At 45.9% G+C, this 750-nt stretch carries 1 pseudogene; it reads left to right on the top strand.

What is annotated here, in order from left to right:
- Positions 1-585, top strand: a pseudogene (locus tag M595_RS28180) (primosomal protein N'); the annotation flags it as partial.
- Positions 586-750: the final 165 nt, after the last annotated feature.

Genomic DNA, 750 nt, shown 5'->3' with positions numbered 1-750 from the left:
TTGGTGGGAACCCAAATGCTGACGAAAGGTTTAGACTTAGCCGGAGTGAGTTTAGTGGGTGTTATTTCTGCTGATGGATTGTTACATTTATCGGATTATCGCGCCAGTGAACGAGCGTTTCAAACCTTATTACAAGTGGCAGGTCGAGCGGGTCGAGGAAATGATCCCGGACGTGTTATTATTCAAACTTATACACCTGAACATCCAGTTATTCAAGCCGTACAGGGTTATGAATATGAGTCATTTGTTGAACGAGAATTAGAACAGCGACAAGAGCTAAGTTATCCGCCTTATGGTCAATTGATTGCGTTGAAATTGAGTAGTTTAAACTCAACCGAAGTGGAAGAAACGGCTCAACATTTTGCCGAGATTTTGTTTACTGTTGCTGATGAAATCCCGGATATGGAGGTATTAGGGCCTGCTCCTGCCCCAGTTTTGCGAGTAGCAAATCGATATCGTTGGCAGATTTTACTGAAGTTATTACCGGGGACTTCGATTAATACTGCTAGTTTAGAACAATTGCAAGAGGTGTGTCCGACTTCAGTTCGTTTAATGATTGATGTTGATCCGTTACATTTCGGTTAGGTTAATTGTTATAGCGCTACGCGCTAGGCAAGAGCTTATATGGCAAGATCTCCCCATCTCCCCCAACGGGATAGCCACTCCCCTCAACGCGCTTGTTCCCGCGCACGGCGGTGGACTCACCATCTCCCTACCTCCCTACCTCCCCATCTCCCTACCTCCCTACCT

The organism is Lyngbya aestuarii BL J (genome assembly GCF_000478195.2).
Classification (GTDB): Bacteria; Cyanobacteriota; Cyanobacteriia; order Cyanobacteriales; family Microcoleaceae; genus Capilliphycus; species Capilliphycus aestuarii.
This window is presented reverse-complemented; position numbering and strand designations above follow the sequence as displayed.